At 78.0% G+C, this 989-nt stretch carries 1 protein-coding gene; it reads right to left on the reverse strand.

Annotation, left to right across the window (positions count from 1 at the left end):
• Positions 1–729, reverse strand: a 729-nt coding sequence (locus tag B7767_RS31520; RefSeq protein ID WP_085575107.1) for a glycosyltransferase family 2 protein, incomplete at its 3' end; no start/stop codon positions are given.
• Positions 730–989: the final 260 nt, after the last annotated feature.

Consider the following 989-nt stretch of genomic DNA (forward strand, 5'->3'; position numbering starts at 1 on the left):
CGCGAGGGCCCCGGTGCGGGCGAGGGCGTACGGGACGGGGCGGCGCAGCCAGGCGGTCAGGACCGCGTTGCGGCGCTGGAGCGCCGGGCGTCGGGGGCGGGCCGCGGGGGCCGGGTGGTGGTGGGCGACGACGTCGGGGCAGTGGGTGACGCCCCAGCCGCGTGCGGCCAGGTCGTAGGCGAGCAGGGTCTCCTCGCCGCCGAAGAACAGCAGCCGGTGGAAACCGCCCGCGTCGAGGTGGGCGTACCGGCGGACGACGGCACCGCAGGCGAGGAAGCCGAGCACCTGGGTGCCGGGGAGATCGGAGGCCGGGCCGAGGGGGGAGCCGGCGAGGACGTCGTTGAGCGGGTCGGGCTCGGCGGCCGGGCCGACGAGGGTGCGGGCGGCGATCAGGCCGAGCCGGGGGTGGGCGCCGAACAGCTCGGCCGCCCGGCCGAGAGCGCCGGGCGCCCACCAGGAGTCGTCGTCGCTGAACGCCACGTACGGGGTGTCGAGGGCGCGGGCCCCGTGGTTGCGGGCGAGAGCGCCGTGGTTGACGGGCAGCGCCAGCACCCGCACCTCGGGGAAGTCCCGGGTGATCATGGCGCGGGTGCCGTCGGTGGAGGCGTTGTCGACGACGAGGATCTCGGGCCGCTCGGGCAGGGAGCACAACTGCCGGAGGGTGACGGCGAGCCGCTCGCAGCGGTCACGGGTGGCGATGACGACGCCGAGCCGCGGGTGATCGGTCATGGTGCGTACTCCCTTCCGCCGGCCGTCCCCGCACCGGGTACGGCCGACGGCGGCACCCGTCCGCGGTCCGCGGACGGGACGGTCATGGTGCGGCCCCCCGCGTCGAGGGCCGGTCGCCGGGCAGTCGGTCGAGGGCCTGCAGGACCTCGGCGGGGGTGATGCGCAGGAGGGCCGGGTCGGGGCGGTGGCCGTGGGGGTCGCCCCTCGGGCCGTGCCACAGGGGGAGGTGGCGGGGGTGTGCGGGCGGGCCCCACTGGGCG

Origin of the sequence: Streptomyces sp. 13-12-16, assembly GCF_002114215.1 — a bacterium.
GTDB lineage: Bacteria > Actinomycetota > Actinomycetes > Streptomycetales > Streptomycetaceae > Streptomyces.